The organism is Terrabacter sp. R4-6 (genome assembly GCF_057529065.1).
Genome location: NZ_CP197224.1, coordinates 3,806,251 through 3,832,803, shown reverse-complemented (window position 1 = coordinate 3,832,803; position 26,553 = coordinate 3,806,251). Strand labels below are relative to the sequence as shown.

Here is a 26,553-nt window from a genome sequence, read left to right as displayed (position 1 = left end):
TACCGGTCCCCGTGCTTAGCGACGAGCCGCCGCGGACTCGGCGGCCCGCACCGCGTCGGCGAGCGTCGTCTGGGCGAGACCGCTGCCGTCGCTCACGGGTCCCCCGTCGGTGACGGCGGTCGCGAGAGCACGCGCCTCGAGCGGGGCCAGCACGACCCCGGCCGGCCGGGGTGCCGCGTCGCTGGCCACGACGGTGGCGCCGGCAGCCTGGGCCTCCCGGACGATGACGGAGTCACCGTCCCAGCTCGTGGGGCGCAGGAAGGTGCCGACGCGCGACAGGACGGCCGACACCTCGTCGGCGCTCGAGTCGAAGGCCACGGTCAGCCACGGCTCCGCGTCGGCGAGACGACGGAGCGCCTCGACCTCAGGCGTGTCGTTGCCGTAGGCGAGGACGGTGAGCGTCGCGTCGCCCCAGCGCTCGCGCACGACGCGGGCCGTCTCGATGCCGAGCAGCGCGTTGTAGTGCGGCAGCCCGGCGTTCGTGGCGAGGGCGAGGGCGTGCGGCTCCCGCTCGTAGGGGCTCGGCACCGGTGCCGCGGACGAGTCGAAGGGCGTCACGACGGTGATGCGGGCGCGCAGGGCTGCGGGGAGGATCGCCCCGATCTCGTCGTTGACGGCCCAGATCTCGTCGTAGGCGTACAGCGCGAGCACGAGAGCCCGCCGCCGCCAGGCCGTCATCCGCGCGACCTGCCCGCCCGTGGAGCCCGAGTGGAGCACGAGGACGGTGCGACCGGGCAGCAGTGCGAAGGCCGGCGCGAGCAGCATGGCCCGCCACAGGCGCGTCAGGTGCAGCAGGTGGAGGGACCGTCGGGCCAGTCGTGGCAGCATCGCGGCCGCGCGCCGGGCCGAGCCGGTGTCGACGTAGGAGACCGGGATCCCCTCGGCACGCAGGACGGACGTCAGCTGGGCATGGCTCGTGCGCACGCCGCCGACCTCGCCGTGCTCCTGGGCCCACTGGACCACGGGCAGCGGCGTGGCGTCGGCCGACATCAGTCGAGCCTCGAGCTGGACAGCACGCCCAGCAGGTGACCCCCGGCGGTGACGACGATGAGCGGCACCATCGCGACGACGAGGACCTGCGTGCCGAGCAGGTCGCCGTGGACGGCGTCGACGACGGCTGCGACGAGCGCGAGGATCGAGGCCTCGACGGCGACGAACGCCCGGAAGATCGGCACGTAGTCGAAGGCGCGCCGCAGCCGCGCCATGCCCGACGCCTTGGGGCGGGCCGTGCCCTCGACGTCCTCGAGCGGCGGGCGTCCGGTCTTGGCCCGGGCCACGTGGACGAGGTCGGTGAAGGCCTTGTTGAGCAGGACGCCGAGGGCCACGAGCATGCCGAGCGCGGTCCAGCCGCCGACGTCGCCCGGCGCCGACAGGCTCCACCCGTCGGCCCGCAGCCCGATCGCGACGGGGATCGCGCCCTCGGTCACGTAGTGCCCGATGCGGTCGAGGTAGATGCCGGCGGGCGAGAACCGCTGGCGCCACCGGGCCACCTCGCCGTCGGAGCAGTCGAGCAGGATCTGCAGCTGCATGGCGACGACGGCGACGATCGGGCCGACGAGGCCGCCGAACGGGATGGCCAGCGCGCCGACGAGGCCGGTGAGGATCATCAGCCAGGTCACGCCGTTGGGCGAGATGTGCGTCGGCAGGAGGGCGCGCGTCGCGTAGATCGAGAGGTGACGGATGTAGAGCGCGCCGGCCCAGTGCTCCGCGTTGTAGCGGGCGATGTGCTCGGGCGGCTGGGCGACGGCCTTGAGCTCGGCGATGCTCGGGCGGTCGTTCGTCGGGTCGTGCGTCACGAGGAGCCATCCTGCCGTGTCGCCGGGCTCGACGCCGCATCGGCCGGCGCCCCGATGACCGCGCGCCACGCGCGGGCCGACTCCGCGGCATACGCACCGAGGAGCAGGACGGCGCCGACGAGCAGCGGCACGGCGGGGCGGTCGGTGAAGCCGCCGATGACGGCGAGGACGACGACGCGACCCTCGACGCCGAGGGTGGCGCGCACCAGGGAGAGCGGCGTGCCGCGGCCGGTCTCGCGCAGCCGGTAGACGTTGTCGTAGACGTGCCAGCACACGGCGGCGAGCCAGGCGTAGGCGGCCGCGCGCGCGACGGGGTCCCCGCCGGCGGCGAGGAGCAGCGCCGCCGCCTCGACGGCGACGAGCAGGCCGGGCACCTGCCAGGCGAGCCTGCTCCGGCCGGTCGGTCGCGGCAGCACGGCGAGGTCGACGAGGTGCGGCAGCGTGGGGTCCGGCTGGTCGGCGCGGAAGCGGTCTCGCCCGGTCAGGGCCTTGCCGAGACGTCCCACCTGGGTCCAGGCGAACGCGAGGGCCGACGCGATCCCGAGCGCCCACAGCAGGAAGGCGGGGCTGAAGACGAGGAGCCCGACCGACATGACGAGGTAGCGCTCGGCGATGGGCAGGTGCAGCACCTGCTTGACGTCGCGGACGACGCGGGCGCGGCCCCTCGGGGCGGGCGGCACGTCGGTGCGAGCTCCCTGCGCTCCCCCGTCGCCCGGCACGTCGAGTGCCCGTGGCACGACCGGGCGGGCCGACAGGGCACGGTGGCGCATCGCGTAGGCGAAGTCCTCGGCGTGCCGGGCCGCGAGGAGGGTCAGGACGACGATGGCGAGCCACCACAGGTCGTCGCCGCGGCGCGCTGCGACCCAGGCGACCGCCGCCACGAGGGTGAACTCCTTGATGCGGTCGCTGACCGCGTCGAGCCACCCCCCGAGCGGGCTGTAGCGACGGGTGAACCGGGCGATCTCGCCGTCGACGCAGTCGACGACGAGCGACGCCTGGAGCAGCACGGCGGCGAGCACCCACGTCCAGCGCGTGTCGACGGCCGCGAGACCGCACGCCATGAGGCCGAGGAAGAGGCTGACGAAGGTGACGACGTTGGGCGTCCAGCCGCGCCCGAGGCCGTATGCCGTGAGGCGCCGTGAGAGCGGACGGATCGCGTGCGTCGAGAAGACCCCGTCGTTGCCGCGCGACGCGGCCCGGAGTCGCTGCTGCCACGCGGACCCGGCGGCACCCGGACGCTGCTCGTGCCCGCGCTCGACGGTGACGTGGGCCAGGGGCAGGGCGGCGACCGGGACCGTGGCGTCGCGGACCACGGCCAGGAGCGCCAGGTCGAGGGGCTGCATGCCGGGCTCCCGCGCCGACTCGCTCGTCGCCGCCGCGCGCAGGACCTCACCCGCCCGGGCCCGGTGGGCTGCGGCGACGCGGAGGATCCCGGCGGCATAGGTCGTCGGTCCGCTGACGACGTGACGCACGGTCCCCACGGAGGTGACCCGCCGGGACACCGGGTCGACACGCACGGGGGTGAACCCACCCGGTGCCTCGTCGGACCCGTCGCCGCGCAGGTCGGTGACCGGGCCGTCGACGACCGCCGCCGAGGTCACGTCGCGCGGGCCGTCCAGGACGTCGAGGAGGGCCACGGGGCTGATCCGCAGGTCGTGGCTGACGAGGACGAGCGGGACGTCTGCCGACCTCGCGGCCGCGTCCGCCGCGGCCGCGAGGGCCGAGGAGACGTCGTGCCCGTCGCTCGGGCCGGTGAGGTCGGTGAGGCCGAAGGGCTCGAGCGACTCGAGCAGGTCGGTCACCGGGGCACCGCCGAGCACGACGAGGTCACCACCGGACGACCGGCCGTGCACGGCCCGGGCACGAGCGTCGCCGACGAGCGGGCGCTCGTCGAGTCTCACGAAGCGGCGTCCGCGTCGGCGTCGGCGTTGTACTGGGCGATCACCTCGTCGATGGGGCCGTCGTCCTTGAGCTCGCCCGCGCGCAGGTAGAGGCCGCGCTCGGAGAAGCGGCGCAGGTCGTGCTCGCTGTGCGACACGAGGAAGAGGGTCTTGCCGCCCGACAGCATGTTCTCCATGCGCTGGTAGCACTTCTCGCGGAACGTGCGGTCACCGACGGCGAGCACCTCGTCGACGAGGACGACCGGCTGGTCGAGCGTCGTGATGAGCGCGAAGGCGATGCGCACCTGCATGCCGGACGAGAAGTGCCGGAAGGGCATGTCCATGCCCGCCTGCACCTGGGGTCCGGCGAAGTCGACGATCTCGTCGTAGCGGGCGTCGATGTCGCGCTTGGTCAGGCCGTGGAGGCCGGCCGCGAGGTACACGTTCTCGCGCGCGCTGAGGTCTCCGAGGAAGCCACCCGTCAGCTCGATGAGTGGGGCCACCCCGCCACGGATCTTGGCATGGCCCTCGTCCGGGAGCATGACGCCGGCGATCATCTTGAGCAGCGTGCTCTTGCCGCTGCCGTTGCCGCCGACGAGACCCACGGCCTCACCCTTGTTGACGTCGAAGGAGATGTTGCGCAGGGCCCAGAACGTCTCGTTGGTCGCCCCGGACCTGCCCTTGAAGACCATCTCGCGCAGCGACATCCGCCGCCGCCGCGAACGGTAGAACTCGATTCCCAGGTCTCGGACCTCGATCACCGGCTTGGCCATCAGATCTCCTTGAGCACGGCCGGCTCGAGCCGCTTGAACACGAACGCCCCGGCGAGGAGCAGGACGACGGTGAGGACGCACGCCGACGCGACCGAGAGCAGGTTCATCTCACCCTTGAAGAAGCCGGACCGGAAGAGCTCGAGGATGCCGCTCATCGGGTTGAGAGCGAGGACGGTGCGCAGGGTCGGCGGTGCCATGTCGGCGCTGTAGAGGACCGGTGTCGCGTAGAACGCGAGCCGCAGCACGATGCGCACGACGCGCGCCATGTCGGTGACGAGCACCGTGACGGGCGCGAGGATCATGCCGATCCCGACGGACAGCAGGAAGGTCAGCAGGAGGGCGACCGGGATGAAGACGAGCGTCCAGTGCAGCTTCGTCTGGCCGGTGGCCACGTAGTAGATCGTGAACGCGATGATGACGGGGAGCGTGAGGATGAACTCGATGCCCTTGGCCAGGACGACCCGCACGACCCACAGCTCGCGGGGCAGGTTCGCCGAGCGCACGAGCTTCGACTCGGACAGCAGCGCCCTGGAGGTCTCCGACATGTTGGAGGCGAACCACTGCCAGAGGAAGAGGCCGGTCACGAGGTGGAGGAAGTAGGGCTGGTTGCCGCTCGTGCGCGCCGTGAAGATCACGGTGAAGACGACGAAGTAGACGAGGGCCATGAGCAGGGGGTCGAGCACGGTCCAGATGTAGCCGAGCACGCTGCCGGCGTAGCGGACCCGCAGGTCACGCTCGACCAGGGTGCGCAGCACTTGGCGTTTGGCCATCAGGCCTCGGAACTGGGACACGCCGATCATGCGCGCAGACCACCTTCTCCTTCGTGCTCGGGGGCCCTCTGCATCCAGGGCCGGGCTGGGCGATCCCCTGCCCGATCCTCGCCGAAGTCTAGGGGTGCTCGCCGTGTGCCGCGTCCAGGCCCGCGCGGGGCGCGTGGCGGGGCACGGTCAGGACGGACTCAGGTCTGGTGCACCATCCGGTCGACCCGCGCGTCGATGAGCTCGGTCGCGGCCTGCACGAAGCGCTGTGTCGCCGCGCCCGGGCTGGTGTCGCCGAAGTAGTGACGCACGACCTCGGCACGCGAGTCCTCGGGGGCCGACATCGCGTCGTCGAGGATGCTGACGATCTCGCGGGCGCGGTCGACCTCGACCATGGGCACGCTCGTGTTGAGCCGGGTCGGCTCGACGTCCGCGAGCGGGCTCGCGGGACGCGTCAGCACGAGCGGCTTCCCCGTGGCGAGCCAGTCGAGGGCGACGGCGGAGATGTCGGTGACGCACGCGTCGAGGCGGGCCAGGTGCCAGCCGAAGGCCGTCTCCGTGTCGACGAGGTGCCCGGCCGTCGGGTCGGCGTGGTTGGCCTCCGCGACGAGGCGGGCCAGGTGGGTGGACGCCGTGCCGTATGCCGGGTCGAACGTCCCGGAGCGCGGGTGCGGTCGGTAGACGACACGGAACCTGCGGTCGGCGAGCAGGCTGGTCAGCAGCGCCGCGCCGTGGCTGGCGATCGACCCGTAGGCCATGCTCTGGCGGTCGCCCTCCCAGGTCGGGGCGTAGAGGACCGTAGTGCGCCCGTCGTCGGGCAGCTGCGGCGCCTCGTAGGTCACGTCCGCCTGGGGCCGACCGATCTCGACCGCCCGCGTGGCGACGTCGAACTCGACGAGCGCCCCGCGGAGGCGCTCCGCGGCGGCCGGTCCGGCGATGAACACCCGGTCGTAGGCCTTGAGCTGGTTCGAGGCCATGTAGGACTTGTCGCTCTCGCCGTGGCTCACGAACACGTGGGCCGGGTCGGCGAAGCGGAGCATCTGGAAGTTGCGGACGTTCTGGTTGACGTAGAGCACGAGCCCGATCTCGTGTCCCGCCATGAAGGCCTCGATGTCGGTGACGCGCGGGCCGTGCACGACGGGGAGCGGGCACTCGTCGAGCAGCAGGCTCGTCGTCTCGGGCATGCGCGAGATGACGACCACGGGCTGCGTCTTGGCGAGCTCCTGCAGCGGGGCGTACCACTGCCGGATCTGGTAGAGGTTCACCGGGTCGTCGGAGAAGTAGACGGCGCACCGGAACGGGGCGTCGGCGCCCGGCTCGAGGCCGGATCGCTGCAGGCGCTCGGAGAGCCTGCGCTTGGCCAGCTGGCGGCGAACGACCTGTTGGCCCAGCTGCACCAGCAGCTTCGCGTTGTCGAGCACGATCGACGTCCCTTTCCGATGCGGTGTCGTGAGGTGAGGTCGGGCGGTGGCGCCCTGGGTCAGCGCTTGAGGCGGCTCGGGCTCGTCAGGAACCCTATGCCCCACGACCAGTGCATCGTCGCCAGGACGACCGGCGTCACCGCTCGGGTCGCGGGTGACTCTCCCCTGCTGATGGCGAGGCCTCCTGCGGTCACGCCCGCGGCATACGCCGCCGGGACGAGCCAGGCAGGCGCCCAGACGAAGCCGGCGATCGTGGCCACCGTGGTGACACCGACCATGGTCGGTGGTGCGAGGTAACGCGGGTTGATGGTGCCCTCGTGGTGACGGGCGACGACGCGGCGCCAGCGTCCGTAGTGGAAGTACTGCTTGGCCAGGGCCTGGACGGACGCACGAGGGCGGTAGGTGACCTTGAGCGCCGGGGTGAACCACACCTTGCCGCCCGTCTCGCGGATGCGGTGGTTCATCTCCCAGTCCTGGGCCCGGGCGAAGTGCGGGTCGTAGCCACCGACCCGCTCGAGGGCTGCGCGGCGGAAGACTCCGAGGTAGACGGTGTCGGCGTCACCGGCCTCACCACCGGTGTGGAAGCGTGCGCTGCCGACGCCGAGCGGGCTGCGCATCGCTGCGGCCACGGCGCGTTCGAAGGGCGACGTCCCCTGGGCGTCCATGATCCCGCCGACGTTGTCGGCGCCGACCCGCAGCAGCTCACCGACCGCGACGCTGATGTAGTCGTCGGGGATCTCGGCGTGGCCGTCGACGCGGACGATGACCTCACCGGTGCTGGCGCCGATCGCGGCGTTGAGCGCGTCGGGCGTGCGACCGGTCGGGTTGGCCACGACCCGCACGCGGGCATCGGCTGCGGCCAGCTCGGCGGCGACCTCGTCGGTGCGGTCCGTCGACGGCCCGAGCGCGAGGACGACCTCGAGAGGTCCGGGGTAGTCCTGCGCGAGGATCATCGCGACGGCGTCGCGAAGGTGCCTCTCCTCGTTGAGGATCGGCATGATGACGCTGACCGTGGGCTGGGGGTCCGGCTGGGGGTCAGGACTCAGGTCCACAGGCGTCCTTCTCGTCGTCGGGTGTCATGGCGCGATGGCCCGGCCTCCCCGCGCGAGCGGCGCCCAGCCTACTTGAGGACCTGGCGGGCCATGACCAGGCGCTGGACCTGGTTGGTGCCCTCGTAGATCTGGGTGATCTTCGCGTCACGCATCATCCGCTCGAGCGGGAAGTCGCTCGTGTAGCCCGCCCCGCCGAGCAGCTGCACGGCATCGGTCGTGATCTTCATCGCGACGTCGGAGGCGTAGCACTTGGCGGCTGCGCCGAAGAAGGTGAGGTCCTTGTCGCCACGCTCGGACTTGGCGGCCGCGACGTAGACCATCTGACGGGCGGCCTCGAGCTCCATCGCCATGTCGGCGAGCATGAACTGGATGCCCTGGAAGTCGGCGATGCGCGTGCCGAACTGCTTGCGCTCCTTGACGTAGGCGACCGCCTGGTCGAGGGCGCCCTGGGCGATGCCGACGGCCTGGGCCCCGATGGTGACGCGCGTGTGGTCGAGCGTGCGGAGGGCGATCTTGAGGCCGTCGCCGACCTCGCCGACGACGCGGTCGCCGGGGATCCGCACGCCGTCGAAGATCAGCTCACGGGTGGGGCTGCCCTTGATGCCGAGCTTGCGCTCCTTCTCACCGAACGTGAAGCCCTCGTCGGACTTCTCGACGACGAACGCCGTGACGTTGCCGCCGCGGGGTCCGTCGGGGTCGGTGACGGCGAGCACGGTGTAGTACTCCGACACACCGGCGTTGGTGATCCACGACTTCTGGCCGTTCAGCACCCAGCCGTCGCCGTCCTGGCGGGCACGGCACTTCATCGCGGCCGTGTCGGAGCCGGCCTCGCGCTCGGACAGGCCGTAGGAGAAGGTCGTCTCGCCCTTGGCGAGCGGCGGCAGGTAGCGGGCCTTGACGTCGTCACTGGCGGCGAGGATGAGCGGCAGCGACCCGAGCTTGTTGACGGCCGGGATGAGGGACGCGGAGGCGTCGACGCGCGCGACCTCCTCGATGACGATGCACGTCGCGAGGGCGTCGGCCCCGACACCGTCGTACTCCTCGGGCACGTGGGGGGCGAAGAAGTCGGACGCGACGAGGGCGTCGTGCGCCTCCTGGGGGTAGCGCGCCTCCTCGTCGACGGCCGCGGCGTACGGGGCGATCTTGTCCTCGGCGACCGCGCGGACGGCCTCCCTCAGGGCCTCGTGGTCCTCGCTGGTCCGGAACAGGTCGAAGTCGGCATTCGTGCTCACGGATCGTGATCCTACTCGCGAGTTCGGTTTAGTAGGACGTCCTCGTGATTCACGCCACGGAGGCTTCGACCGGGTCAGAAGGGCGGCGACTCGTCGTCGGTCGCGGAAGGGGTCTGCGGGGTCGGGCTCTGGAGGCGTCGTGCGTCGGGAGGGTCCGGTGGGGAGACGCCGGCGCGCCAGTTCTTGGGGTGGGTGGTGTAGCTGCGGCCGGTGAGGGTGGTCCAGGTGAGGCCGTGGTCGGTGTCGGGTGCGGAGGTCCAGGTGCCGGTGGTCTTGAGGTTGTGGTGGAGGCGGTGTTTGGCGTGGAGGTTGTCGGTGCTGGTGGGTCCGGTGGGCCAGGGGGTCTCGTGGTCGAGGTCGCAGCGGGTGGCGGGGACGTGGCAGCCGGGTCCGCGGCAGGTGCCGTCGACGGCTTGGACGTGCTCGAGGACGGCTTGGGTGGGGCGGTAGGTGCGGGTCGGTCGGGTGAGGGCTCGGCCGGTGCGCAGGTCGACGGGCAGGGTGGCCCAGACGGAGCCGGGTCGGGTGATGATCTCGCGGGCGTGGGTGGCGGTGACCCAGCCGTGGCCGGGCAGCTCGCACGCGGTGTCGGACTGTCCGGTGGCGACCTCGAAGGGCACGACGATCCACGCCAGCGATGCCGCCTGACCAGCGGCCGCGTGGGCGGGAGCGGGCTCGGTGGTGCCCGATCCGCGCAGGAGGGCGTCGGTGGCGAGGTCGGCGCGGAGCTGGTCGAGGCTGCGCGGGTCGCCCGCGACGCGCAGTCCCCGTGCGCTGGTGTCGAGGCGGTCCATGACCGCGGCGACGGACGCGGCGTCGGTGGTGACGGTCAGACAGCCCATCCCGTCGTCGGTGACCCGGCCGAACACCCCGCGTCGGGCCCGGGCGTGCGCGTGCCGCTCGGCGCTGCCCCGGGCATCGACCGAGGCGACCGCGCGCCGCAGCCGGGCGGTGAAGGTGCGCTGCGGGACGGGCTGACCGTCCCGGGACGGGGCGAGCACCGCGTCCGTGACGATGGCGAGGTCCGCGTCCGGGAGCGGGCCGGTCTCGGAGGCGACCTGCAGCACCCGGTGCAGCGAGGTCGCCCCGGCGCGGAGCGCGCCGAGCAGCGCCCGGTGCCGTCGCGGGCGGGTGGCCACCGCGAGCCGGCGGCCGACCTCACCGGTGCCGACGCCGGTCGCGAGCGCGATCTCCTCGGTGACGACCCGCTCGGGAGAGACCCGCGCGGACACCCGGGCGGCGGCACCGGCGGGCAGGGCCTGGATCTGCTGGGCCTCGATGGTGGCCAGTGCGCCGTACGCGGCGAGCAGGTCGGCCTCGAGGCGGGCCTTGGCGACCTCGAGCGCCTGGATCTCGGCGAGCACCCGCTCCCCGGCCCGCGCCAGCCCCTCCAGCGCCGCCGCCGCTCGGGCCCGCCCGCGCCCCGCGCGCAGCCGCTCCAGGACGGGGTCGAGGACGGGGTCGAGGGTGCGCGCCCAGTGGTCCGGGTCGGAGGACCATCGGGCACGCAGCACCGGCCAGGGCCCTCCGGAGCGCGCGCCGGGCGGCTCGACCGGTGACGGGGTGAACGGCACGGTGAGCCTCCTCTCGATGGTCCTTGCCTCTCCCTCGATGAGAACACGTGTTCGAACGACTCGCAAGACCCGCTGGCACATCTGTGGACAACGAACTCCTCTGCCCTGCAAGCGATCCCACCCGAGCCGGCACTTCCCAACACGCGCCAGGCGCCCACGCCGGTGACGACGCGTCCACGATGAGGACACGCCCTCCCACGTGGCGGACACGCATACGTAGACTCGCCGGTAGGTCATGAGCGCCAGCGACAAGCCCCGGCTCGCTGGCCGGCAACCCTCCAACCGCGGTGGGGTGCCCCGGGTGAGGACCTGGCCCGTCGACGCCACCCGGCGCGCGGGCAAGCGCGGAGAGCCTCTCTCCCGCACCGACCCGTCGGTGCACGGGGCCCGGTGACACGGGACCCCGGTCAGCGACACGACCCAGGAAGAGCAGGACGACCGATGACCGAGCCCAACTGGTCCTTCGAGACCAAGCAGATCCACGCCGGCCAGGCCCCTGACAGCGCCACCGGAGCGCGCGCGCTGCCGATCTACCAGACGACGAGCTACGTCTTCAACGACACCGACCACGCCGCGAACCTCTTCGGGCTCAAGGAGTTCGGCAACATCTACACCCGCCTGATGAACCCGACGACCGACGTCGTCGAGCAGCGCATCGCGGCGCTCGAGGGTGGCGTCGGCGCCCTGCTCGTCGCCTCGGGCCAGGCGGCCGAGACCCTCGCCGTGCTCAACATCGCGGAGGCCGGCGACCACGTCGTCGTCTCCCCCAGCCTCTACGGCGGCACCTTCAACCTCTTCAAGCACACGCTGCCCAAGTTCGGCATCGAGGTCGGCTTCGTCGAGGACCCGACGTCGATCGACTCGTGGCGCGCTGCCATCCGGCCCAACACGAAGCTCCTCTTCGGCGAGACCATCGCCAACCCCAAGAGCGAGATCCTCGACATCGAGGCCGTCGCGGCCCTCGCGCACGAGCACGGGGTCCCGCTCGTCGTCGACAACACCGTCGCGACGCCCTACCTCATCCGCCCGATCGAGTGGGGAGCCGACGTCGTCGTGCACTCCGCGACGAAGTACCTCGGCGGCCACGGCACCTCGATCGCCGGTGTCATCGTCGACGCGGGCAGCTTCGACTTCGGAGCCGACCCGGAGAAGTTCCCCAACTACAACACGCCGGAGGAGAGCTACCACGGGCTCGTCTTCGCCCGCGACCTCGGCGTCGGCAGCACCCTCGGGGCCAACCTCGCCTTCATCCTCAAGGCGCGCGTCCAGCTGCTGCGCGACCTCGGCCCCGCCGCGTCGCCCTTCAACGCGTTCCTCATCGCCCAGGGCATCGAGACGCTGTCGCTGCGCATCGAGCGCCACCTCGAGAACGCCCACAAGGTCGCAGCCTTCCTCCAAGGGCACGACCAAGTCGAGAAGGTCGTGTGGGCGTCCTTGCCGGACAGTCCTTTCCACGCCCTGGCGGAGAAGTACACGCCGCGCGGCGCGGGTGCCGTGCTCTCCTTCGAGATCGCGGGCGGCCTCGAGGCGGGCAAGAAGTTCGTCGAGGCGCTGACCCTGCACAGCCACGTCGCCAACATCGGTGACGTGCGCTCGCTCGTCATCCACCCCGCGTCGACGACGCACTCCCAGGGCCCCGACGAGGACCGTCTGGCCGCCGGCGTGACCCCGGGCCTCGTGCGCCTCTCGGTCGGCATCGAGCACATCGACGACATCGTCGCCGACCTCGAGCAGGGCTTCACGGCCGCCAAGGCCTGAGGCACCGACGGGCCGGGCCCGATATCGGGCTGAAGCGGATCGGCATGGCTGGCACGATGGCAGCCATGCCGATCCGCTACCCCGCCCCGCTGCGCCCCGGCGACCGGATCGGCGTCACGTCGCCGAGCTCCGGCGTGTCCGATGCCCTCTGGGGACGGTTCGCGTATGCCGTCCAGTCCCTCCGCGACCGTGGCTTCGACGTCGTCGTGGGCGAGCTCAACCACGCGCCCAGCCACGTCAGCGGGCCGCGCGAGGCACGTGCCGCCGAGCTGATGTCGATGCTCCTCGACCCGAGCATCCGTGCGGTCGTCCCGCCGTGGGGCGGTGAGACCGGCATCGACCTGCTCGACCTGCTCGACCTCGACGCGGTCGCCGCCACCGAACCGACGTGGTGCGTCGGCTTCTCCGACACCTCGACGTGGCTGACCCCACTCACCCTCACCACGGGCATCGCGACGATCCACGGGCAGAACCTCATGGACACCCCGTACGCCCTGCCGGACGGCATACTCCACTGGGTCGACGTCGCGGGCACCGCGGGCGGGGACGAGCTGCGCCAGCACTCCCCCGGCCGGCACCGCTCCGGCGGCTGGGACGACTACGCCGACGACCCGACGGTGTCCGAGATGACGCTCGACGGCCGTGGCACGTGGACGCGGATCGACCCGGGCCACGAGGACGAGCCGGTCACGTTCTCCGGGCGTCTCGTCGCGGGCTGCGTCGAGACGGTGAGCTTCCTCGCGGGCGGGCGCTTCGCCGACATCGGCGCCTTCACCCGCGACCACGCGCCCGAGGGCACCGTCGTGCTGCTCGACATCGCCGAATGGAGCTCCTACGACATCTGCCGAGCCCTGCACGCCATGCGCCTGAGCGGCTGGTTCGACGCCGCCAACGGCGTGCTCGTATCGCGCACCAGCGCACCCGAGCCGCACGGTTTCACCCAGCACGCCGCCGTCGTCGACGCCCTCGGCATGCTCGGCGTGCCGATCGTCGCCGACGTCGAGTGCGGCCACGTGGCCCCGTTCCTCGCCCTCGTGCAGGGCGCGACGACGACGGTCGTCCAGGACGGCGGCACGCACACCGTCACGCAGCGCCTCGACTGAAGGCCGGTCCGCGGTGACGGGTACGCTCGCCGCGTCATGGAGAAGCACCTGGTCGGGTCCGAGCTCGAGGTCGTCGCCGCCGAGGTGACGGGCGACGCGCCCGTCGCTCCGGACGAGCGCCCGCACGACGGCGGGGCCGCAGGTCGCGTGCTGCACGACGTCTTCGGCTTCAGCTCGTTCCGCGGCGCCCAGCAGGCGATCGTCGACCGCGTCGTGACGGGTCACGACACGGTCGTCCTCATGCCCACCGGTGGCGGCAAGTCGCTGTGCTACCAGCTGCCCGCGCTCGTGCGGCCCGGCGTCGGCATCGTCGTCTCGCCGCTCATCGCGCTCATGCACGACCAGGTCGAGGCCCTGCGCCTGCTCGGTGTGCGGGCGGCCTTCTGGAACTCCACGTCGTCCGCCGAGGAGTCCGACGCCGTCCGCCGCGACGTGCGTGAGGGCCGCCTCGACCTGCTCTACGTCGCGCCCGAGCGCCTGCTCATGCCCTCCTTCCTGCGTCTGCTCGACGACGCGGCCACCGGAGCCGGCATCGCGCTCTTCGCCATCGACGAGGCGCACTGCGTGTCGCAGTGGGGCCACGACTTCCGGCCGGAGTACCTCCGCATCGCCGAGGTCACCGCACGCTTCCCCGGGGTGCCGCGCATCGCGCTGACCGCCACCGCCGACGCGCTCACCCGCAGCGAGATCCACCAGCGGCTGCGCCTGGACGGCGCCGCCGAGTTCGTCTCGAGCTTCGACCGGCCCAACATCCGCTACGTCGTCGAGGAGAAGAGCGACGCGCGCGCCCAGCTGCTGCGCTTCCTCGAGAGCGGCAACGACGGTGCGAGCTTCCGCGGCTCCGCCGGCATCGTCTACTGCCAGTCACGCAAGCGCACCGACGAGATCTCGGCGTTCCTGCGCCAGCAGGGCTACGACGCGATCGCCTATCACGCCGGCCTGCCCAGCGAGGCGAGGGCCGCCGCCCAGCAACGGTTCCGTCGTGACGAAGGCGTCATCGTCGTGGCCACCATCGCCTTCGGGATGGGCATCGACAAGCCCGACGTGCGCTTCGTCGCGCACGTCGACCTCCCGAAGAGCCTCGAGGGCTACTACCAGGAGACCGGTCGGGCGGGCCGCGACGGCGAGCCGGCGGTGGCGTGGATGGCCTACGGCCTCGCCGACGCCGTGCAACAGCGCTCGTTCATCACGAGATCCGACGGCAGTGCCGAGCACCAGCGCGTCGACTCGATGAAGCTCGACGCCATGCTGGGCTACGCCGAGGCCTCCACGTGCCGCCGGCGGCTGCTGCTGGCGTACTTCGACGAGGAGTCAGGCGACTGCGGCAACTGCGACACCTGCATGGAGCCGCCCCAGATGTGGGACGCCACCGTGCCCGCGCAGAAGGTGCTCTCGGCCGTGATCCGCACCGGTCAGCGCTTCGGCGCCGGGCACGTCATCGACGTGCTGCTCGGCAAGCGCACCGACAAGATCGCGAGCTGGGGGCACGACCAGCTGCCGACCTTCGGGGTGGGCAGCGACCTCGCCGACCGGGAGTGGCGCTCGGTCATCCGCCAGCTCGTCGCGCGCTCGGTGCTCGTCCCCGACCCGGGTCGGATGGGTGCTCTCACCATCACGGAGGCGGCCCGTCCGATCCTCGACGGAGCGGAGAAGGTCGAGCTGCGTCGGCTCTCGGCCGCGCCGGCACGCAGCCGTTCGTCGTCGGGCTCACGCTCGGCCGGGTCCGGGTCTGGAGCCGCGACTGGGGCCGGAGCCAGCCCTGCCGACCGGGCGCTCTTCGAGCTGCTGCGCACCGAGCGGCGGGCGATCGCCGACGCCGAAGGCGTGCCGGCCTACGTCGTGCTGCCCGACCGCACGCTGTGGGAGCTGGTGAGGGCACGACCGGGCAGCACCGCCGCGCTGCTCACGGTCAACGGCATCGGGCCGGTCAAGGCGGAGAAGTACGGCGCCGCGTTCCTGGACCTGCTGGCCGAGCACACCGGCTGAGCGATCCCGGGGTTCAGCCGACGACCTCGTCGACGAAGCACCAGCGCCACGCCTCACCCGGCTCGATGGAGCGCATCACGGGGTGCTGCGTCTCGTGGAAGTGCGCGGTGGCGTGCTTCATCTCGGAGGAGTCGCAGCAGCCGACGTGCCCGCACTGGAGGCACAGACGCAGGTGCACCCACGTCGTGCCGTCGCGCAGGCACTCCTCGCACCCCTCCGGCGTGCGCGGCTCGACGCACGTGTCGGTCTCCTGCAGGTGCTCGCACGGGGCTTCGATCGTGTCCACGGGCAACATCTCACTCTCTGCCAGGCGGCTCTCCTGGTCGTCGATGCGGTCGAGCATGGTCTCTTCGAGGTCGAGGGTGCTGAGGACGACACGGAGCACGACGTGGTCGGCTCGCCCCTCGTCGCGCAGCCGGAGGACCTCGTCGCGCTCGGCCTGCAGCATCTGCATCCGGGCCCGTCGGTAGCGGACGCTCGGCGTCTCGTCGTCGTTGCCGCTGCGCGGTCCGAGGCGCTCCCACATCTGGTTGAGCCGGTCCTCGGAACGGGACCGCAGCATCTCCCGCGTCGCCTCGTCGACGTCGTCCATCCGGTCGAGCACGTCGAGGCCGGACCGCGTCGCGGCCTGCAGCACCGTGGCCGCTTGGAGCGCGTCCTCGCGGGGGTCGGGTCCGCGCACGTCGAGCCAGCGGGCCAGGGCAGGCAGCGTCGTGCCCTGGATGAGCAGCGTGCCGATGGTGACGACGACCGCGATGAGGACGAGCACCTTCTGGTGCGGCGTCTCCGGGGGCAGCAGCAGGGCCGCGGCGAGCGTCACCACACCACGCATGCCGGCCCACGACAGGACGACGGTGTGCGTCCACGGGGCATGGGCCTCGATGCGGAACACGCGTGTGCTGAGGAAGCGGAACGGCACGATCCAGAGCGGCCGCAGGACCAGCACCGCGACGAGCGTGCCGACCGCGGCGAGCGTGATCTGCCCGGCCGACAGGCTCGAGGTGCGGACGTCGGCGATGACGTAGAAGACCTGCAGGCCGATGAGCAGGAAGACGGCGTTCTCGAGGAGGAACTGGATCGAGGTCCAGTTGATCCGCTCGCTGAGGCGCGAGGCGCCGGTCTGGGTGCGAGGCGACTTGTGGCCGAGGACGAGACCGGCCGTGACGACGGCGATGACCCCGGAGGCGTGCAGCTCCTCCGCCGGGACGTACGCCGCGAAGGGCACCATGAACGACAGCACCGTGTCGAAGGCGGGCTCGGTCGAGAAGTGCCGGCGCAGCACGGAGACGACGAGCGCCACGGCGACCCCGATCGCGATGCCTCCGACCGACGCCCAGGCGAAGTCGAGCACGACGCCACCGAAGGACACCCCGCCGGAAGCCACCCCCGACGCGAGGCCGGCCGCGGCCAGGGCCGTGCGCAAGGAGACGAGGGCCGTGGCGTCGTTGACGAGCGACTCGCCCTCGAGGATCGACACGAGGCGTCGTGGCAGCCCGATGCGGCGGCCGACCGCCGTGGCCGCGACCGCGTCGGGCGGCGCGACGACCGCGCCGATCGCGAAGGCGACCCCGAAGTCGAGACCGAGCACCCACCGGAGGAAGAGCGCCACCCCGAGCGCCGTGAAGAGCACGAGCCCGACGGACAGGCTGAGGATGACGCCCCGGTTGTTGCGGAAGTCCACGAGCGAGGTCTGGATCGCGGCGGCATACAGCAGCGGCGGGAGGATGCCGAGCAGCACGATGTCGGGGCTGAGGGCCACCTCGGGCACGAACGGCAGGTAGGAGCCGAGGATGCCGATGACGATGAGGACGAGGGGCGGCGGCAGGTCGAACCGGTCAGCGAGCCACGACCCGCCCAGGACGGTGGCTGCGATCGCGAGCAGCCCGATGGCGATCTCCACGTCGACATCCTGCCCCACCTCGGGGCTCGGCGCGTCGGCCGTCCGGACTAGACGAAGAAGGAGCGCACCGCCGCGACGACGCGGTCCTGGTCGGCCTCGGTCAGCTCGGTCGCGCAGGGCAGCGAGAGACCGCGCGCGAAGAGGCCGTCACCGACCGCCCCGCCGACCAGTGGCGCCGACAGGAACGGCGGCTGGTCGTGCAGCGGCCGCCACAGGGCCCGCGCCCCGACGCCGAGCCCGTTCAGGTGGTCGAGGAACTCGTCGCGTCCACGCCCGTCGGACTCGGGCACGAGGACCGAGTAGAGCCAGTACGTCGCGTCGAGCCCCTCGACGCGCGGCGGCAGGACGAGCGGGAGGTCGGCGAAGGCCTCGTCGTAGTGGGCCGCGATGCGGTGCTTGGCCGCGACGAACTCGTCGAGCCGCTCGAGCTGGGCCAGGCCGAGGCCGGCCGCGATGTTCGTGAGGCGGTAGTTGTAGCCGACCTCGTCGTGGAGGTAGCCGACGTCGGGCACCTTCGCCTGCGTCGTCAGGTGACGGGCGCGCGCCGCGAGGTCGTCGTCGTCGGTGACGATCATGCCGCCGCCGCCGGTCGTTGCGATCTTGTTGCCGTTGAAGGAGAAGCAGCCGATCCGGCCGACCGTGCCCGTGTGGCGTCCGGCGTACGGTCCGGCCGTCCACGTCGCGCCGAGCGACTCCGCCGCGTCCTCGAGCACGGGTATGCCGTGTCGGTCGCAGGCGTCCATGAGGGGTCCCATGTCGGCGGGCTGCCCCAGCACGTGGACGACCTCGACGACCTTGGGCTGGGTCTCGCCCGCGGCGGCGCGGCGGTCGAGCTCGGCGGCGAGCAGGGCGGGGTCGATGTTCCAGGTCGTCCACTCGGCGTCGACGAGCACGGGCCGCGCGCCGCAGTAGGCGATGGGGTTGACCGAACCGACGAAGGTGAAGTCGGAGCAGACGACGTCGTCGTCGCGTCCGACCCCGAGCAGGAGCAGGCCGATGTGGATCGCGGCGGTGCCGGTGGCGCAGGCGATCGCGTGCCTCGACCCGACCCGCTCGGCGAAGCGCTGCTCGAACTCCGAGACGAAGGGTCCGACGGACGAGACGAAGCCCGACTCGACGGCCTCGAGGACGTAGCGGCGCTCGAGCTCGCCGATGTTGGGCACGGCGAGCGGGATCGTGCCCTCGGGGCCGCGCGCTCCGGGAGCGTGGGCCTCGCCGGTCGCCGTCACCGGTGGTACCGCCCGGCGGTCTCGGGGTCGACGCGCGGCCGCAGCCACTCGGCCGTGGCCGCGAGGCCCTCCTCGAGCGACACCGTGGGCGCCCACCCGAGCACCTCGTTGGCGAGCGAGGGGTCGGACAGCAGGATCTGCACCTCGGACCCCTCGGGCCGGATGCGTTCGCTCTCGGTGACGATCTCGGCGTCGCTGCCGGTGACCTTGCGGCACAGCTCGACGACGTCGCCGACCGAGACCGTGCGTCCGGTGCCGAGCTGGATCGTCGTGCCGGGGGCGACGTCGGCCAGCGCAGCGCGGACGAAGCCGTCGGCCGTGTCGGCGACGAAGGTGAAGTCGCGCTTGGGCGTCACGTCACCCAGCCCCAGCTGACTCGCCCCGGCGAGCAGCTGCGACAGAACGGTCGGGATGACGGCGCGCGTCGACTGGCGGGGACCGAACGTGTTGAACGGGCGCAGCGTCGTCACCGGCGTCTCGAAGGACAGGGCGTACGACTCACACATCTTGTCGGCCGAGATCTTCGTCGCCGAGTAGGGCGACTGGCCGCGCAGCGGGTGCGCCTCGGTGATCGGCACCGACTCCGGCGTGCCGTAGACCTCGGAGGTCGACGTGTTGACCATCCGAGGCGTCCCGTGACGGCGTACGGCCTCCAGGACGTTGAGCGTGCCGATGACGTTGGTCTCGACGTAGGAGCGGGGAGCCACGTAGGAGAAGGGGATCGCGATGAGCGCCGCGAGGTGGAGCACGACGTCGACGCCCTCGGTGGTGGCCATGACGTGCTCGGGATCGCGGATGTCGCCGAGGACGACCTCGGCCTGCCCGTCGCGGACGGCGGCCTTGAAGGCGTCGGACTCGTCGAGCCAGCCCGTCGACCCGTTGGAGTTGTAGAGGCAGAAGGCGCGCACGTGCGCGCCGTCGGCGAGCAGCCGCTCGACGACGTGCGACCCGATGAAGCCGTCGGACCCGGTGACGAGGACGGTCTTGCCGGCGACCGATCCCTCGACGGGTCGCGCGGCCAGCTCGATCTCGGGGATGTCGCCGTTGGTGCTCTGGCCGGAAAGTGTTGTCACAGCTGCCTTTTCGTCGTACGTGTGTGCTCGTATGCCGTCCGCCACGTCGAGCGTGACCGTGGCGCTCGCGTCGTCGCTCACGCGGGCGCTCACGTCTCGCCCTTCGCGCGGGCCAGGTCCTTGGGGGTGCCGACGTCGATCCAGTCGCTCTGGATCGGCCACGCCGTCACCGGCTCGTCGCGCTCGAGGCACGTCTCGACGAGGCCCGGCATCGTGCTGGCGCGCCCGGTGGGCAGCCAGGCGAGCGCTCGCGGCTCGACGGCATACACGGCGGCGTTGATGTCGAAGCTCAGCGTCGGCTTCTCCGAGACGCCGGTGACGCGCCCGTCGGTGCTCTCGACGACGCCGAACGGCACCTCGTGCTGGTAGGTGCGGGTCGCCACGGTGACGGCGGCGCCGGTGCGTCGGTGGGCGTCGAGCAGGTCGCTCGCGTCGAACTCGACCATGAGGTCGCCGTTCATGACGAGGACGGCGTGCTCGAGGTCGGGTCGCTCGTCGCGCAGCAGCGTCAGGGAGCCCGCTGTACCGAGGGGTCGCTCGGGGTCCTCGCGGAGGTAGCGCACGGTGCAGCCGAGGCGCGACCCGTCCCCGAGGTGCTCCTCGATCTGCTCGGCGAGGTAGTTGACGCTGACGTAGATCTCGCGGATGCCGTCCCCGACGAGCCCGAGGACGATCCACTCGAGGATCGAGCGCCCCGCCACGGTCATGAGCGGCTTCGGGGTGTCCTTCGTCAGGTCACCGAGGCGCGTGCCGCGGCCGCCGGCCATGACGACCGCGACGTTGGGCAGCGGCGCCGACCCGACGACGTCGGAGAGCGTGTGGAGGCCGACGAGGGTGCGGTCGTCGGCGAGCTCGGGCACGGCCGAGATGCGCAGCGCCTGCATGAGGTCGAGGACGAGTGCCCGCGGTGACCCGGCGGCGACGAAGTGCGGCGTGCGCGTCGCGTGGTCGAGGGCGAGGTCGTCGAGGCTCGTGCCCTTGAGGAAGGCACGGCGCAGGTCTCCGTCGGTGAGCAGCCCGGCGAGGCGGTTCTCGTCGTCGACGAGCAGGCACACGAGGTTGCCGCTGCGGTCGACGACCTCGAGGGCGTCGCGGATCGTCGCGGTGGTCGGCGCGCACGCCGCGCGCAGGTCTCGCGCCGTCACTCCTCCTCCTCCTCGTTCGTGTCGCGGGTCCGCTGCCGGCCCGGCGTCGGCGCCGGCCGCAGGTCCACGAAGTGCTTGGACCGCGGGGCGAGCGCCGCTGTCCGAACGATATCGAGGATGGCGGCACTCGCCCTACCGGTGCCGTAGGGGTTGGCGACGTGCGCCGAGTGCTCCCGCCACCGGGGGCTGAGCGCGGTGCGCAGCGCGGCCTCCACGGCCTCCCGCCCCTCCCCCGCGTGCACGACGTTGTCGCCGCGCAGGCGACCGCGCTGGCGCTCGCCGATGTCGACGGCAGGCACGTGCAGGGTGGCGGCCTCGATGACTCCGGAGCTCGAGTTGCCGACGACGACGTCGGCGGCCGCGAGGACGCGCGGGTAGTCGCGGCCGAGGGCGGCGACGAGCCGGAGGCGGGGCTCGCTCTCGGCGAGAGCGCTCAGCGCCGTGAGGATCTCGTCGCGCCCCTCGTCCATGCCGGGGTGGGTGGCGACGACCGTGCCGCACGTGGCCAGCGCGGCCTCGGCGGCCTCGCGCGCCCACTGCCCGACGGGCGCATCGGGCTGGGCGGTCGGCGGGTGGTAGGTGAAGAGCCCGAGCGGTCGCTCGACGCTCGTGCCGAGGAGGTCGCCGAGGTCGGCGTCCGAGATCGGCGACGCGCTGGCGAGCCGGTCGAGGCCGGGCGCTCCGGTCACGTGGACGCGGTCGGCCGGCTCACCGAGCTGGCGCACCCGCGCCGCGGCGTCCTCGGACGCGACGCAGTGCTGGTCGGCGAGCTTGGTCACGGCGTGGCGCACCCGTTCGTCGAGCGCCCCTTCGGTCACCTCTCCCCCGTGCAGGTGCACGACCGGCACGCCGAGCAGGACGGCCGGTGGCACGACGTAGAGCAGCTCCCAGCGGTCGCCGAGGACGACGAGGACGTCGACGTGCCCGTCACGGAGGGCACGGCCGGCGGCGCGGGCGAGCAGCGCACCCTGCTCGAGCTGGGCGTCGACCGTCACGTCGGACATCGGCTCGGCGAGCGGCACGACGATCTCGCGCCAGACCCCCCGCGGGGCGCTCGTCGGCAGGGCCGCGACGAGGTCGTCGGCGGCATACATGACCCCGGTCAGGACGCGCAGCGTCACGTCGTCGGCCGACTGCAGGGCCTCGAGGACCGGCGACAGAGGTCCGAGGTCGGCGCGGGTGCCGACGAAGACGGCGACCGTGGGCGTGGCGGCCACAGGTCAGCCGACGAGGTCGGTGTCGGTCACGGGAGCCCCGGCCTCGACGGCGCGGGCCAGGACGCGTCCGCGGATGTCGACGGCCGGGCTGACGCCGCCCTCGGGGCGCAGCAGCTGCAGGTCGGTGCCCGCGAGCTCGGTGCCGGCCGGCATCGCGTGCGCGGCGTGCCACGACCGGCGGACGAGGACGGCGTTCTCCTCCTCCGAGGGCATGCGCACCTTGACGCCGTCACCGAGAGCCAGGGCGAGCTGCTTCGTCGTCGCGACGTAGTCGGTGAGGGCGTCCGGCTCGAGGCTGGCGAGGTGGTCCGGGCCGGGGAGCGTGCGGTCGCTCGTGAAGTGCTTCTCGAGGATCGGCGCCCCGAGCGCCACGGCGCCGAGCGCCGTCGTGAGCCCGGGGGTGTGGTCCGACCACCCCACGGGTATGCCGTGCAGCTCGGTCAGGCGCGGGATGACCCGCAGGTTGCACTCCTCGACGGGCGCCGGGTAGGCCGAGACGCAGTGGAAGAGCACGAGCCCCGGCGCGTCGGCGCAGGCCTCGACGGCTGCCTCGACCTCGTCCTGGGTGCCCATACCGGTGGAGACGAGCAGGACGACCCCGAGCCGTGACATCTCGCGCAGGTAGGGCAGGTTCGTCAGCTCTCCCGAGCTGACCTTGAGGGCGGGCAGCCCGAGCTCGACGAGCATCTCGGCGCTGTCGAGGTCGAACGGGGTCGACAGGAAGGTCGTCCCCGCCTCGGTCGCGTGGTCGCGCAGCTCGACCCACGCCTCCTTCGGCAGGGTGAGCGCCTCGAGCAGGCTGCGCTGGTCGGCGCTGCCGCCGCGGTCGCGCTGGTAGGGCGTCGTCGCTGCCGCCGACGAGACGAGCTTGTCGGGTGAGAACGTCTGGAACTTCACGGCATCCGCGCCGGATGCGGCTGCGATGTCGACGAGGCGGTGGGCCAGCTCGATGTCGCCGTTGTGGTTCACGCCGGCCTCGGCGATGACGTAGACGTCGCCGGGGGTCGGGACGTCGACGTCGCCGATCGCGACCGGTGTGACGGCGTTCAGGTGGTCGCTCATGCGGTGCCTCCGGTGGGGCGCGTGGCTGCGGGGACGCCGACGACGGTCTCGCCGTCGGCGACGTGGGCGGTGACGACGGCGCCGGCCCCGACGGTGACGCCCGCCCCGACGGTGACGCCGGGCAGGACGCGGGCGCCGCTGCCGACGAGCGTGCCCTCGCCGACGGTGGCGGCGCCCAGGAGCACGGCGCCGGGCGCGACGTGGGTGCCGGCGCCGACGGTGCAGTCGTGCTCGACGACGGCTGCGGTGTTGACGACGACCGCGTCACCCAGGCGGCTGGCGGGTCCGACGTGCGCGTGCTCGAGCACGACGCTGCCCGCCCCGAGGAGGCTGCGGGGCGAGACCGTCGCGGTCGCGGCGACGACCGGCGGGACGGAGAGCCCGCGTGCCACGAGCTCGCGCACGAGCCGCGCCCGGGCCGGGTTGGCGCCGATGGCGACGACCGCGTGCAGCCCCTGCGCCGCGACGAGCTCGAAGGCCGCCCGGTCGTCGGCGAGCACGTCGACGTGCCAGGGCTCGCCCGCCGGGGCGGCGCCCGAGACCGCGACGACGGTGTGGCCGGCGCGCTCGAGGACGTCGACGACCGAGCGAGCGTGACCGCCCGCGCCGAGGACGACCCAGCCGGGCTCGCCGGACGTCATGTCGGACCGCCCCCGTGGCCGAGTGACGCCGCGGCCTCGCCGAGCGCACCACCGACCTTGCGGATGTTGTCGGGCTCGAGGACGGCGGGCACGCGCGGCGGGTCGAGCACGAGGCCCTCCCACGAGTTGCGCACGTAGTCGTGGACGAACCAGTCGTCGATCGAGGTCTGGTCGGCGCGCAGCGACTCCCAGCCACGGTCGGCGACGAACTGCGTCAGGTCGTCCGGCGAGTCGAGCCGCGCGACGTTGCCCAGGCCGCTCCACGGCATCTCGGCGCCGGTGACGACGGGCAGGCCGAGCAGGCCCGCCTCGAGGCCGACCGTGCCGGTCGCGGTGACGGTGAAGACCGCCTGCTTCATCAGCTCGCGCGAGTCGGCGAACGGGTCGATCGTCGCGATGTTGGGGTGGGCGTCGAACTGCGGCCAGTAGTCGGGGTCGCGGCGCCACATGAAGTGCGCGTGCTCCTTGACGGCGACACCGATGTCGAGCGGCGCCAGCGCCTCGGCGAGCACGCGGGCGGTGTAGGCCTGGTCGCGCCACTCCTGGCCCATGACGTCGGCGCTGGACTCGGGCTGCACCTGCAGCGGCAGGAAGACGAACTTCTCCGGCACCGGGTCCCACCGCCGGTCCTGGTACTCGCGCAGGTTGAGGCGGGCCTTGACGGGGTTGAGCCACGGCAGTCGGGCGTAGTCGGAGGGGCGGGGCAGCTGGAGGTTCGCTCCCCGGTCGACGGCGAACTCCTTGAGGCGGTCGCTCGCGAGACGCCAGATCTCCTGACCGGTCTCGACCCGGAGGTTGCGGGCGAAGCCCATCGGGCGGCCCTGCTCGGCCCGCCACGTGTCGATGAACGCCCGGCCCGCGGCCTCTGCCGACGGGTCCTCGACCTGCCGCTCCCACAGGGTGATCCCCTTCGGCGCGCCGATGAGGCCGAAGCGGTCGGACGGGAGGCGTATGCCGCGTGGCCAGGTCGCGAGGCCGCCGTGGTGGGTCACGAGGCCCGCCGTGAGCAGCTCGGAGGTCACCGTGAACTCGACGAGGGCGAGCACGGGGCCGCGACCGGCGACGGCCACCTCGAGCTCCTCGGCGGCGAGGTTGAGGAAGTTCATCGCCGTGTCGACGCGGTTGCGGCGCAGGGCCCGCTCGGACACGAGCAGGTCGAGCGGGTCGAGCCCGACGCCGGCACAGGCCCGCTTGAGAGCCGCGTGGGGCGCGAGGCCACTGACGACGTTGGCCTTGCGCGCGGCGGCATACGGCAGCCGGACGGTCGTGGCACGCGGCGCGTGCCTGCGCACCCACGCGAGGTTGGCGTCCGTGCGGACGACGAGGATGAGGTCCTTCGTCTCGAAGCCCGCGTGCACGAGGGCCGGGACGAGGAGGTCGTCGTAGCCCAACCCCATGTGGACGAGCGGTGTCACCACGAAAGCGTCTCTCCTGCGGTCGGTGCGGGTCGGTGCGTGCCGGATCGAGGTGAGCCGGGCGAGCGCCTCATCCTATCCGCGCAGCGTGCGCAGGATCCGCGGCGCGACGGCGGCGGCACCCGCCCCGACGAGGACGGCGAGGACGACCCGCAGCCACGCGGCGGGCCCCTCGAGCGGCAGCACCGCACCGACGAGCGCCAGGGCGACGCCGGCGAGCGCCACGGCGGCGGCCCGCGGGGGCCAGCGCAGCGGCGAGTGGGTCCGCGCGAACCACGTCGTCAGCGCCATGAGCACGACGTAGCCCACGGCCTTGGCGACGGCGACGCCGACGACCCCGCCCGTCGGGCCGGAGCCCGGTGCGAGCCAGAGCGAGACGAGGACGAGGACCGCGAGGGCGACGAGGGCCGCCCACGCGAGCCGGCCGGTGCGCTCCGCGTCGAGCACGGCGAGCGACGATCCCTGGTAGAGCATGTACGACACCGACACGGTGCAGATGACGCCGAGCGCGCCGACCATGGCGACGTGGTCGAAGCCGGGGTCGGCCATGACGGCGACGAGCCACGGCCCGAGCAGCGCCACTCCCGCCGCGCCCGCGGCGACGACGGTCGTCAGGGCGGTGCCGGTGCGTGCCGTCCAGGCCCAGCGCCGCTCCAGGGGGTGAGAGAGCACGAGCGGTCCCCAGGCGTTGAAGAGGGCGACCGCGAGGACGAACGGCATGTTCCCCAGCTGGAGCGCCACCTGGTAGGTGCCGGCCCCGGCCTCACCGACGAGGACGCGGGCGAGCAGGACGTCGCCCGAGAGCAGGCCGAGCATCGCGGCCGCCTGCGGCAGCAGCGGCGTGGCCAGGCGGATGCCCGCCCGCACCCGCTCGCGCTCGACCGTGGGCGGCAGCGGGCGACCGAGGACGAGTGCCAGGACGGCCGTGAGCACGACGACCCCGGCGTATGCCGTGAGGTACGTCCCCGCGGTGGGCTCGTCACGCGCTGCGAGGAGTCCCGCGAGCTGTGCCCCGACGGTGGCGAGCACGGCGAGCGCGAGGAAGCCCCAGGGCTGGAGGCGCGCCCGCATCAGCGTCTGGCCGGCCACGACGGTCGTCAGGGCCACCGCGGCCACGACGAGCGGCACCCACTGGCGGAGGTCGGCGTGCCCGGCTGCGGAGAGGACGAGCGCCAGGACCAGCCCGACGACACCGAGCGCGAGGGCGAGCAGGACCATCGTGCCGGCGAGCGCCCGCGCGACGCGCGGCCCCTCGGCGCCGCGGTGGTGCTCGCGGAGCACGACCTGGGGCAGTCCGGCGGCGGCGATGGTGCCGACCATCTGGACGACGACGAGACCCGTTGCGACGCGACCGAACTCGACGGCTCCGAGCACGCGCGTGGCGAAGGGCAGGACGAGGAGCACGCCGAGGCCCTGCAGGGCCGTGCCGACGAGGTAGACCACCGAGTGCGCCCCGAGCGAGGCGCCGGGACGGCCGTCGGGGGGCGCGGGGCTTCCGGGCGGGCTCGTCACAGACCGAAGGTACCGGTGCCGGGCCT

Annotated in this window: 21 protein-coding genes and 1 riboswitch; of the genes, 3 read left to right on the top strand and 18 right to left on the bottom strand. The window is 72.8% G+C overall.

What is annotated here, in order from left to right; translation table 11 throughout:
- Positions 1 to 15: 15 nt before the first annotated feature.
- The 9 genes from ACSSS0_RS17800 to ACSSS0_RS17760 all read right to left on the bottom strand — a co-directional run bounded on the left by ACSSS0_RS17800 (position 16) and on the right by ACSSS0_RS17760 (position 10,486).
- Positions 16 to 990: a glycosyltransferase family protein gene (locus ACSSS0_RS17800; protein WP_435986604.1), complete on the bottom strand. Its 975-nt coding sequence runs from the start codon at positions 988 to 990 to the stop codon at positions 16 to 18.
- The gene (locus ACSSS0_RS17795) at positions 990 to 1,796 is read right to left on the bottom strand and encodes a CDP-alcohol phosphatidyltransferase family protein (protein ID WP_435986605.1); all 807 of its coding nucleotides are present in this window, start codon (positions 1,794 to 1,796) and stop codon (positions 990 to 992) included. Before ACSSS0_RS17795 ends, ACSSS0_RS17800 begins: the two co-directional genes overlap by 1 nt.
- Entirely contained in the window at positions 1,793 to 3,697 is a 1,905-nt protein-coding gene (locus ACSSS0_RS17790; RefSeq protein WP_487229035.1) for a CDP-alcohol phosphatidyltransferase family protein, read from the bottom strand. The genes ACSSS0_RS17795 and ACSSS0_RS17790 overlap by 4 nt, the downstream gene beginning before the upstream one ends.
- Positions 3,694 to 4,449, bottom strand: a complete 756-nt coding sequence (locus ACSSS0_RS17785; protein ID WP_435986607.1) for an ABC transporter ATP-binding protein — start codon at positions 4,447 to 4,449, stop codon at positions 3,694 to 3,696. The genes ACSSS0_RS17790 and ACSSS0_RS17785 overlap by 4 nt, the downstream gene beginning before the upstream one ends.
- A complete protein-coding gene (locus ACSSS0_RS17780; protein WP_487229034.1) occupies positions 4,449 to 5,219 on the bottom strand; it encodes an ABC transporter permease in 771 nt (256 codons plus the stop codon). The genes ACSSS0_RS17785 and ACSSS0_RS17780 overlap by 1 nt, the downstream gene beginning before the upstream one ends.
- Positions 5,220 to 5,407: 188 nt before the next feature.
- Complete coding sequence (locus tag ACSSS0_RS17775; protein WP_435986609.1) at positions 5,408 to 6,628, bottom strand: CDP-glycerol glycerophosphotransferase family protein; 1,221 nt, start codon at positions 6,626 to 6,628, stop codon at positions 5,408 to 5,410.
- 59 nt (positions 6,629 to 6,687) lie between these two features.
- Positions 6,688 to 7,680, bottom strand: coding sequence for a glycosyltransferase family 2 protein (locus tag ACSSS0_RS17770; RefSeq protein ID WP_435986610.1), 993 nt, complete (start codon positions 7,678 to 7,680; stop codon positions 6,688 to 6,690).
- A gap of 68 nt (positions 7,681 to 7,748) precedes the next feature.
- On the bottom strand, positions 7,749 to 8,912 hold the full coding sequence (locus tag ACSSS0_RS17765; protein WP_435986611.1) for an acyl-CoA dehydrogenase family protein: 1,164 nt from the start codon (positions 8,910 to 8,912) through the stop codon (positions 7,749 to 7,751).
- Positions 8,913 to 8,986: 74 nt separating this feature from the next.
- Positions 8,987 to 10,486, bottom strand: a complete 1,500-nt coding sequence (locus ACSSS0_RS17760) for an HNH endonuclease signature motif containing protein (protein WP_487229033.1) — start codon at positions 10,484 to 10,486, stop codon at positions 8,987 to 8,989.
- Positions 10,487 to 10,717: 231 nt separating this feature from the next.
- Positions 10,718 to 10,837, top strand: a riboswitch (SAM riboswitch).
- A gap of 90 nt (positions 10,838 to 10,927) precedes the next feature.
- On the opposite strand from ACSSS0_RS17760, the gene ACSSS0_RS17755 reads away from it, so the two are divergent.
- The 3 genes from ACSSS0_RS17755 to recQ are packed head-to-tail and all read left to right on the top strand — an operon-like array spanning position 10,928 to position 15,333.
- Positions 10,928 to 12,244 carry a bifunctional o-acetylhomoserine/o-acetylserine sulfhydrylase gene (locus ACSSS0_RS17755; protein ID WP_487229032.1) on the top strand — a complete coding sequence of 439 codons (1,317 nt, stop codon included), beginning with the start codon at positions 10,928 to 10,930 and terminating at the stop codon, positions 12,242 to 12,244.
- A 44-nt stretch (positions 12,245 to 12,288) separates the two neighbouring features.
- Positions 12,289 to 13,347 carry an LD-carboxypeptidase gene (locus ACSSS0_RS17750; RefSeq protein WP_487229031.1) on the top strand — a complete coding sequence of 353 codons (1,059 nt, stop codon included), beginning with the start codon at positions 12,289 to 12,291 and terminating at the stop codon, positions 13,345 to 13,347.
- Between the two features lie 36 nt (positions 13,348 to 13,383).
- Positions 13,384 to 15,333 (top strand): DNA helicase RecQ, encoded by a 1,950-nt coding sequence (recQ, locus tag ACSSS0_RS17745; protein ID WP_487229030.1) that lies wholly within the window; start codon positions 13,384 to 13,386, stop codon positions 15,331 to 15,333.
- A 13-nt stretch (positions 15,334 to 15,346) separates the two neighbouring features.
- On the opposite strand, the gene ACSSS0_RS17740 is transcribed toward recQ, so the two are convergent.
- From ACSSS0_RS17740 to ACSSS0_RS17700, 9 genes are all read right to left on the bottom strand, one after another.
- Positions 15,347 to 17,233 (bottom strand): Na+/H+ antiporter, encoded by a 1,887-nt coding sequence (locus ACSSS0_RS17740; RefSeq protein ID WP_487229029.1) that lies wholly within the window; start codon positions 17,231 to 17,233, stop codon positions 15,347 to 15,349.
- Positions 17,234 to 17,280: 47 nt separating this feature from the next.
- Entirely contained in the window at positions 17,281 to 18,462 is a 1,182-nt protein-coding gene (locus tag ACSSS0_RS17735; RefSeq protein ID WP_487229028.1) for a DegT/DnrJ/EryC1/StrS family aminotransferase, read from the bottom strand.
- Positions 18,459 to 19,628, bottom strand: a complete 1,170-nt coding sequence (locus ACSSS0_RS17730; RefSeq protein ID WP_487229027.1) for an SDR family NAD(P)-dependent oxidoreductase — start codon at positions 19,626 to 19,628, stop codon at positions 18,459 to 18,461. The genes ACSSS0_RS17735 and ACSSS0_RS17730 overlap by 4 nt, the downstream gene beginning before the upstream one ends.
- Positions 19,625 to 20,680, bottom strand: coding sequence for a nucleotidyltransferase family protein (locus tag ACSSS0_RS17725; RefSeq protein ID WP_435986619.1), 1,056 nt, complete (start codon positions 20,678 to 20,680; stop codon positions 19,625 to 19,627). The genes ACSSS0_RS17730 and ACSSS0_RS17725 overlap by 4 nt, the downstream gene beginning before the upstream one ends.
- On the bottom strand, positions 20,677 to 21,897 hold the full coding sequence (gene neuC, locus ACSSS0_RS17720) for a UDP-N-acetylglucosamine 2-epimerase (RefSeq protein WP_487229026.1): 1,221 nt from the start codon (positions 21,895 to 21,897) through the stop codon (positions 20,677 to 20,679). The genes ACSSS0_RS17725 and neuC overlap by 4 nt, the downstream gene beginning before the upstream one ends.
- A gap of 3 nt (positions 21,898 to 21,900) precedes the next feature.
- Positions 21,901 to 22,959, bottom strand: a complete 1,059-nt coding sequence (locus ACSSS0_RS17715) for an N-acetylneuraminate synthase family protein (protein WP_435986621.1) — start codon at positions 22,957 to 22,959, stop codon at positions 21,901 to 21,903.
- Entirely contained in the window at positions 22,956 to 23,600 is a 645-nt protein-coding gene (locus tag ACSSS0_RS17710; RefSeq protein ID WP_487229025.1) for a NeuD/PglB/VioB family sugar acetyltransferase, read from the bottom strand. Before ACSSS0_RS17710 ends, ACSSS0_RS17715 begins: the two co-directional genes overlap by 4 nt.
- Entirely contained in the window at positions 23,597 to 25,015 is a 1,419-nt protein-coding gene (locus ACSSS0_RS17705; RefSeq protein WP_487229024.1) for a hypothetical protein, read from the bottom strand. The genes ACSSS0_RS17710 and ACSSS0_RS17705 overlap by 4 nt, the downstream gene beginning before the upstream one ends.
- A gap of 75 nt (positions 25,016 to 25,090) precedes the next feature.
- Positions 25,091 to 26,527, bottom strand: coding sequence for an oligosaccharide flippase family protein (locus ACSSS0_RS17700; protein ID WP_487229023.1), 1,437 nt, complete (start codon positions 26,525 to 26,527; stop codon positions 25,091 to 25,093).
- Positions 26,528 to 26,553: the final 26 nt, after the last annotated feature.